Origin of the sequence: Sphingobacterium sp. UBA7249 (assembly GCF_002472835.1) — a bacterium.
GTDB lineage: Bacteria > Bacteroidota > Bacteroidia > Sphingobacteriales > Sphingobacteriaceae > Sphingobacterium > Sphingobacterium prati.
Genome location: NZ_DKST01000015.1, coordinates 688,767 through 696,707 on the forward strand (window position 1 = coordinate 688,767; position 7,941 = coordinate 696,707).

General features: G+C 34.0%; 7 protein-coding genes. All 7 read left to right on the forward strand.

Translation table 11 applies throughout. The annotated features are described in order from the left end of the window. Positions 1 to 69 precede the first annotated feature (69 nt). The gene (locus tag B4A24_RS13655; protein WP_349681733.1) at positions 70 to 891 is read left to right on the forward strand and encodes an ankyrin repeat domain-containing protein; all 822 of its coding nucleotides are present in this window, start codon (positions 70 to 72) and stop codon (positions 889 to 891) included. 437 nt (positions 892 to 1,328) lie between these two features. Next, positions 1,329 to 2,444, forward strand: a complete 1,116-nt coding sequence (locus tag B4A24_RS13660; RefSeq protein WP_293945644.1) for a tyrosine-type recombinase/integrase — start codon at positions 1,329 to 1,331, stop codon at positions 2,442 to 2,444. A 177-nt stretch (positions 2,445 to 2,621) separates the two neighbouring features. Continuing rightward, a complete protein-coding gene (locus B4A24_RS13665) occupies positions 2,622 to 3,578 on the forward strand; it encodes a hypothetical protein (protein ID WP_293945645.1) in 957 nt (318 codons plus the stop codon). 139 nt (positions 3,579 to 3,717) lie between these two features. Continuing rightward, the gene (locus B4A24_RS13670) at positions 3,718 to 4,233 is read left to right on the forward strand and encodes a hypothetical protein (RefSeq protein ID WP_293945646.1); all 516 of its coding nucleotides are present in this window, start codon (positions 3,718 to 3,720) and stop codon (positions 4,231 to 4,233) included. Positions 4,234 to 4,303: 70 nt separating this feature from the next. Then, on the forward strand, positions 4,304 to 6,142 hold the full coding sequence (locus B4A24_RS13675) for a hypothetical protein (protein WP_293945648.1): 1,839 nt from the start codon (positions 4,304 to 4,306) through the stop codon (positions 6,140 to 6,142). 525 nt (positions 6,143 to 6,667) lie between these two features. Beyond that, positions 6,668 to 7,135 (forward strand): JAB domain-containing protein, encoded by a 468-nt coding sequence (locus B4A24_RS13680; RefSeq protein WP_293945649.1) that lies wholly within the window; start codon positions 6,668 to 6,670, stop codon positions 7,133 to 7,135. Positions 7,136 to 7,543: 408 nt separating this feature from the next. Then, positions 7,544 to 7,941, forward strand: a 398-nt coding sequence (locus B4A24_RS13685) for a hypothetical protein (RefSeq protein WP_293945651.1), incomplete at its 3' end; no start/stop codon positions are given.

The window sequence follows — 7,941 nt, forward strand, 5'->3', positions numbered from 1 at the left end:
CTGGTAGAGAACGGAGCAGACATTGAGGCTGTAGATGATTACGAACGTACGGCACTGCATCGACACACAATGGCTCGAAGTGGTAAGATTACGGTACTTTTAGAACTTGGAGCAAATATCAATGCTGTTGATAAGTATGGAGACACACCTTTGCATTTTGCAGCAGGAAGCAGTTTTAATGTTACTTCCGTAAAAAAATTGATTGAATACGGAGCTAATACAAATGTTCTAAATGGAAATAGACAGACACCTCTTGAAAGAGCGCTGAACCATGCCAATAATATCGAAATCGTAAATTTAGTAGAAATATCGAATATCCTACTGAAAAACACCGCGATAACTCAAAAAATGCAAGATAACATTACCCGTATCGGAGAAAATTTTGAGTTTCATCGTGAAAATTTCAACAAAGATTATCTGCAAGAAACTGACGAAGCGCTAAACAAACTTTACGAAATCTATAATGTTTTACCAGTCAAAAAACGCGTTATGCACGATGGTGTATCGCCAATTGTTTTAAGTGGAACTACTTGGCAAAAACAATTTGAAGAATTGTGGGAACTTTTAATTCCATCAAAAGGATCTGCAAAAACAGTGCAAGGGGAAGTTGTGCGAATTGCAGGTAAAGTAAGAGATGAAATATACAGAAACGGTGGCGGGAACTGGAATCTTTATTTCAAAAAAATGTTGGACGCATTTCTTGTGCATTTAGCTTCAAATAACGCTTTGTCAGTTGATGAACTTGAAAAACTAACTTCACTTGTACAAGACATCCGTAAAAATGGAGATGCAGAAACAGACGAACTTAATTATTTATGCCAACTTGCAACGAAATGGGTACTCCTTAACCCGAAACCAATTCTACTTGAAGAACCGAATTATAAAAGATAAAAATATACTGCTGAACAATGACACAAGACAAAAGAAATTTATTGACGATTACTTTTTATGAAACGCAAGTAGACAACGAACTTGACAGACAGAAGTTCGACCCATTAACTCAGCCCGAAGAACTTCATTATTGCTGCACATTCCCCTAATATTTCCGTGAGAGTTTGGCGCCAATTGACAGAGAAAGACCTGAGGAAAGTATCGCAAAAATGAAAGCTTTCGGTTTAATTTTGGAGCGGGTATAACACTTAAAACAGAAAAACCGTTTTTAACAGCGTTAAAAACGGTTTGTTTTGCGGAAAGGGAGGGATTCGACCACTCTGACACCTCCTTTATAATAAGGGGATTACAGATGTCTGTTTGACTTAATGAAGGAGGATTAACTGCTTCCCAAGAATATCGCATTAAGTCACGTTTTGCAAAACTGTGCCAAAACTGTGACGAAACATTACACAACTCCAGTAATCTTACAAGGTAAGGTTAGGAGTACAAAAACATTGCAAGCGCAAGAAAGATGGTTTATCGAATTCCATTTTGAAGGAAAACGATACCGTAAATCAGATGGGCTAAACCGTATCAAAGACTATCAAAACAAAATCAAAGAATTTTCTAAACTTCGCATCCATTATGAACAGCTTTTGATAGGAGGGAAGTTTAATAGCGTTGAAGCTGTCGAAATAGAAATTCCACTAATATCTAATGCGATTAAGTCATTTATTCAATTCCAAAAAGATAAAGGGGGCCGAGTAAAAAGTGTTCAAAGTTACTCAAGTAAACTCAATTTTCTGAATGAACATTATGGTACGACTAAGGTGAATACTATTCAGTTCAGCCATGTAAATAAACTAATGATTCTCCTTGGAAAAAAATGGATGCCTAAGACCTTTAATAATTGTAAAGGAATCTATTATGGTTTTTTTGAATATTGCATTTCGGAAGGATATATCGATACCAATCCAGTATCTAAAATAAAGAGCAGATATGTTGCGAAAACAGAAAAGCATAAAGTCTTTAATGAGGAAGATTTTAAAAGGATTATGCTCGAAGTCGACAAAGATAAGATGCTCTCCCTTTTTGTAAAATCAATTTATTACACATGTATTCGACCTAGAGAACTTATGCAACTAAAAAGAAAGCATTACGATTATGAAAGAAATATTATTTTCATTCCCGCTCATATAAGTAAAAATAAAAAAGATGGATATTCAAACATAACTCCGACCTTTAAAAAACTTATAGCTCCATTTGAGAATATAAATGAAGATTGTCATTTTTTTTGTAATGATGACTGCTTATATGGAAACGAACCATACCATCCAAATAGGCCTTATAAAAGATTTATTTCAATACTTAAAAAACTGGGATTAGATAAAAAGGGGTATACAATGTATAGTTTCAAGCATTTTAGCAATGTAAAAAAGTTCCTATCGGGCTGGAGTTTAGCAGAAATAATGAAAGCTAACCGTCATGCATCAATTGAAGAAACAGAAAACTATTTAAAAGACCTTTTGGATTTTGTTGATATTACTGATAAGGATATACCCAGTATATAAGATTCAACTTCACTGTACAAATCAAAAAAATGAGTTCTCATCTAGATCACTTTGCTTCTATATTATATATAATTATTAGGTGATCTACTGGTTTGCTATTCCCTTTCTAATAGAATAAGGTAACATTATTTCATATTAGCCCGATGGTAAATCCACGGGCTTTTATATTTTTGGGGCATGATAGAAGAAATGCCATTCAACATAGACATTAAACTTAACCCATTTCGTTTAAAACAGTGTTACCAAAATGATTATAACATCAAAGACTGGACAGATAACCAACATTTTGCGTTCAAAGTATATCCTTTGGGACATATCGCCGAAAATGGAAAAAAGTTCTGGCATGACGATTATTCTATGATCTATGACCTATCTTCCATGCTTTTAAATGAAGATTACGAAAATCTTGATCAATATCATAAAGAGATGGTTTTTGCCCTCATTTGTGAAAGCCTGTGTCTCATTAATACCTATCTTGATTATGAGTGGGAACTTCATTATAAGCTACTGGATAATAAAGAGAGTGATGGAATGAACCATCAAGAATTGATCAACTGGGAGATTGCAGATGTTGAAGAACTTGTAAAACTGTTGCGAATCCGAGAAAATATCAATCGGAGTGAAATATCCATCAAACATAGGGACGAAAAAGGCAACTTAATCTCACAGGATAATATTCTTGTTGATCCAGTGAGTGCAAAACAAATATTGGATAGGCTAATTGATGATAGATATTCAAAATTTGACGATAGAATAAGGGGGCGATCTAGTACAAATTTCATCACTTCCAATTCTATTCTGAGTGTGGCAATTAATGAAGGCCTAGAATTCGAATTCACATTGGAATATTTTATAAAATTGTATGAACAGATGTGCAGTTTTAAAATAAGCAAGAATAAATCCGCACGAAGAATCTTTAGCAGTCTTGTTGCAAAATCTCTTATGAAATTCTTGGATATTTTAATCGATGAAGCTGAACCTAAGCTTGCACCAATGCTGAAACAAAAGCATCTATATATCTTTTCCGCTATGCGCTTTCTTAGTATGATTCCACTTGATTCACCCAAACTGATACAACCATCCGGCAATTATTCAGAAAAGGAGGACTTTATCAAAGATTTGCTGAAAATGTAAATTCCGTCAATATTTTTTCAACCTTATTTTCAATGGGGGGTGATCTTTAAAAAACGAAAAGATTGCCCCCTTTTGCGTTGTTTGCAAATTTGTTTCAACAATTCAGCAATGAAGCTGAGTTTAAAACAAAAAAAAGACAATGATTTTTAACATTAACACAGCTCATGCTTGCATCTCAGATCAAGCAAATTTAGCTGTAACAAACAAAGGTTTTGAAACTGCAATCTCGGTATTTGACAAGAATAGGATGCAGAAGCTTGAAGATGGTTTCGCAGGATTAAAAGAATGTCAGAGTATCAAATTCTTACGAATCGATGTTAGTGGATATTTCACAGAAATAGTATTTGAAATAGCAGGGAACAACTCTGCTGATACAAAGACACTAACTATGCCTTACATCAATGGTCTTGAGAAATTGAATGGTTATTCTAGAATAAATTTTAGTCTGGCCCAAATCCTCATGGCAACCTTTGAAATTGATGAGTTAAACAATTTTGCAGACATCATTCCCACAAAAACTTGTCTCGAGATCAAAGAATTAATAGAAAAAGACATGGAAGATGAGCTGTTTGGTTCCGACTATGAAGAAGAAGTATATGATGACTTTTCGGATATGGAAGACTATTCGGAGAATGACGCTGATCTACCCTTTTAATTTATTGATCGCAGTAACTAAAAGTAATAACCAGTCTCCTCCTGCTTGGGGGAGACAAAATTTCACCAAGATGAAAACAATTGAAGTAAACGCTCTGAAAGAGCATAAAAATCTTGAAGAGATATTTATAGCAAATAAGATGGATCCGTTCATTCCGTCCAATTCTATACTCTTTAAGAATATAACAGGAATAGGTGCTACTACTCTTGAACTACAATGCAGAAGGAATTCCATAATAGTGGAACCTAATTCACCGGTCATAGTTGGCAAACAAAAGAAATTTCCAAAAATGCTTGGCGTAAAATATAATGTGGGACGTACCGACGTTATCAAATATCTAAAAAATGAAACTATCGAGTTTAAGAAGATTGTTGTTACGCCCGAATCTTTCCACAAAGTGATGCAAGCATGTAAGATCTTAAAGATAGATGTTTATAAAGAATTCTTTTTCCTTTTTGATGAATGTGAAAAAGTAAATAAGGACATCAAATTTAGACCTAAGATTATTTTACCGATGGAGGACTTTTTCAAATTTGAAAATAAGGCATTCGTTTCAGCAACGCCCATCATTCCAAGTGATCCAAGATTTGAGCTTCATAAATTTCAAATTTACAATGTTATTCCCGATTATGATATTAGCCATACGATAACAAGATATGATTCCAATAATTCAATTCAGACATTAATCAATTTATTGAAGAACGACGATTCAGAAAAAAGACACTTTATCTTTCTTACAAGTGTGGATGCGATCACGACAATAATTAAGTTTATGAAGAACCACAGTTCTTGTTCAATATTCTGCTCGGAAACCAGTGCTGTTACATTAAAAACTAACAAATATGCGCATGTTGGAACGTCGATTGATGAATCTAAATTTTCAAAATTCAACTTTCTAACTGGTCGTTTTTTCTCAGCCGTTGATATTGATTTAGAAGAAGATGTAAGTATCTATATCGTATCTGATGTAAATGTATCATTAAACTCGTTACTTGACCCACATACTGATGTGATTCAGATTATAGGGAGGTTCAGGAATTCCAATTTTGGTAAAAAAACTCATATTATCTCCACGACAAAGGAAGAGGTTCCTTACATGACCAAAGATGAGATAAAAACTTATTTGTTAATCCTTAAGGGCGTATATGATACCATATTTAAAATATTAGAAACGGTTACTGACATCGACTCTAAAAAAATCTTAGATGAACTACAAAAGGTTCTCAACTTCCGGTGCTTTATGATGCATAATGGAACTGTTAATTATTATATGGTCGATAATTTTTATTACGACAATAGGGTAATTTCTTATTATTCATCCCCATATATTATTGCAAAACAATATGAAGAAAGTGCATTATTAAATTCAGAAATTAAACGATTTAACATAGTTAATTCTATTACAGAATCTCATAGCCGTGGAAGTGACTCTTTGTACATATTTGGGGAGACCCGTTCGTATACAGAAATCATGGACGAAATTATAGACCAGTTAATTGAAGCTGAATTCGAGGTGCAGACTGATATCCCTAATAAAAAGCTATCACACATAAAGGCTAAGTATCAATCAGTCTTTCCAGAGTTAATAGAAGCCTACGAGCTAGTGGGGGCACAAGTTCTATTAACAGAGTGTCATTCTAAAGCTAAGGTAAATAGACTGATTCAGAAGACTAAAGAAACACAACAGGGAGTTGGTTTGTCTTTTATTCACGAGTTAAAAAAGGTTATTTCTATTAATACCTTTGCATCAGGTGAAAAGTTAACGAAACAGTTTTCTGATCTGCTCAAAAAACATAAAATTGATAAGGTACCCCCAACAATACATGGCCTAAAAAAATATGTCTCATTAAGTAAGCGAACTAAAAAGAATAACGTACAAGGTTACTATGTTGAGAAACACCTTATTTAATTTTAGATCACTTTCGTTCTATATTAAATATAAATGTAAAGTGATCTGAGTTTTTGGGATAGTGGATTTCTTACCCCTATAAAATAGTGGTTACTGTCCCATCAGTTTTAAAAAAATAAAAACAGGATTTCAAAAATTTCTAATCCATACGGAGGATGAAATTTTTGAGCCTGTTTTTTGCTTTGCAGGTGTCTTGAAAGCGGGCAATATAATAATCAGATCCCATCCGAAAAATATTGCTTAATCTATTAGAGGGCATTTCTAGTCTAAAAAATACATCTACCTTATTCCTCTATATATCAAAGAATTATAGTAATCTGTTTTTTACCAAAGTCGCAAACACCTATATACCTGTCTTTTATAAACGCCCCCTCTCTAATAGAATAAGGCACTGTCTGGCAAATTGTCCGAAGTTAATGCACAGCCGTTGAATTTAATATATGTATTTTACGCACTACAGGTGTAAATGATCATCCCCCGACGTCAATCTACTTGGAAATCATTTATTAAAAACACAATCAAACCATGAAAAATCTACTAAATGTTTCAGAAATTCGGGTCGAGTTCGTTCCCGAATTTAAAATTTCAGAGTGTCCATTAGTAACCAATTCCCAGCAAGCCTATAAAATATTGATGGAAGTCTGGGACAGATCGGTTATGGGCTTTTTAGAAGAGTTTAAGGTTGTCTTACTTAACAATGCGAACAAAGTACTGGGAATTATAGATCTAGCAAGAGGAGGAAAGGATTTCGTTCCAGTGGACATGAAAGTTATCTTTTCCATTGCGCTGAAAGCATCAGCATCTAAAATAATATTGGCACACAATCATCCATCGGAGCAATTACAGCCAAGTTCCGCTGATAGAGCAATTACAAAGAAAGCAATCGAAGCAGGTAAGTTCTTGGACATTGAAATCTGCGACCATCTGATAGTAACGCATGACAAATACCTTAGTTTAAAAGATGAAGGATATTTTGAGATTGATAATCAATAATTATTTATCTTTGCACTGTATTAAAATATTGAAGAAATAAAGCGTTAGCTTAAAGTTCTTGTGAAAGAGAAAACCTAGGAAATTTTCAATTGCACAACAAGAGCGGATAAGGTGACGTTCTACGCTATATATAAGCGTGGGACGTGCCTATCTGTTTGTTTGTGCAGGGTTCTCCTAGGTACCTCTCTCAGCAATCAGCTCTAGGTTACGTCCCACGCTTTTTTATTATTAACCAATCGATAGGGGATGAATCGGTATTAAATCAGCATCCTAAATGAATTGACCTTTCTTGTACGGATTCCCGTAAAACTTAACTCACAAATGAATTTATTTTAAGCGAAAATATATGCCCATCGCTTAATTAGCATTTACCGTTCTGGGCATGACGGTTTAGACATATTAGATTTTATGAAAAAGATATTTTTGATATTATTGGCTGTTAGTGTGTTTACTAGCTGTTCTAAAAGTGACTCAATAGATGAGCAACCACCACAAGATAAATCTTGTAAAATACAATCTTTTACACATTTATTAGATGAAACAAATAAGGGTTCCTACGATGAGTATGTATCAACGTTTTATTATGATTCCCAAAATCGCTTCTCTAAGATCGAGAACAAATATAAAAATCGGATAGAATTTGGCCGATTTATTTACGAAGCTAATACCATTAAATACTCCGAAGATGATCTAGAAATAACTTACACGTTAAACACTAAAGGTTTAATTGTAAGATCAGACTCCCGATCTCCTTATAATACAGGTGGAATACAAGTGAATTATACTTACTGCATATTCCGCACTAT

Excerpts from the sequence above, each read along its gene's own strand:
- B4A24_RS13655 (WP_349681733.1), top strand. The coding sequence starts at position 70 with ATGGCTCGAAGTGGTAAGATTACGGTACTTTTAGAACTTGGAGCAAAT.
- B4A24_RS13665 (WP_293945645.1), top strand. The coding sequence starts at position 2,622 with ATGATAGAAGAAATGCCATTCAACATAGACATTAAACTTAACCCATTT.
- B4A24_RS13670 (WP_293945646.1), top strand. The coding sequence starts at position 3,718 with ATGATTTTTAACATTAACACAGCTCATGCTTGCATCTCAGATCAAGCA.
- B4A24_RS13675 (WP_293945648.1), top strand. The coding sequence starts at position 4,304 with ATGAAAACAATTGAAGTAAACGCTCTGAAAGAGCATAAAAATCTTGAA.
- B4A24_RS13680 (WP_293945649.1), top strand. The coding sequence starts at position 6,668 with ATGAAAAATCTACTAAATGTTTCAGAAATTCGGGTCGAGTTCGTTCCC.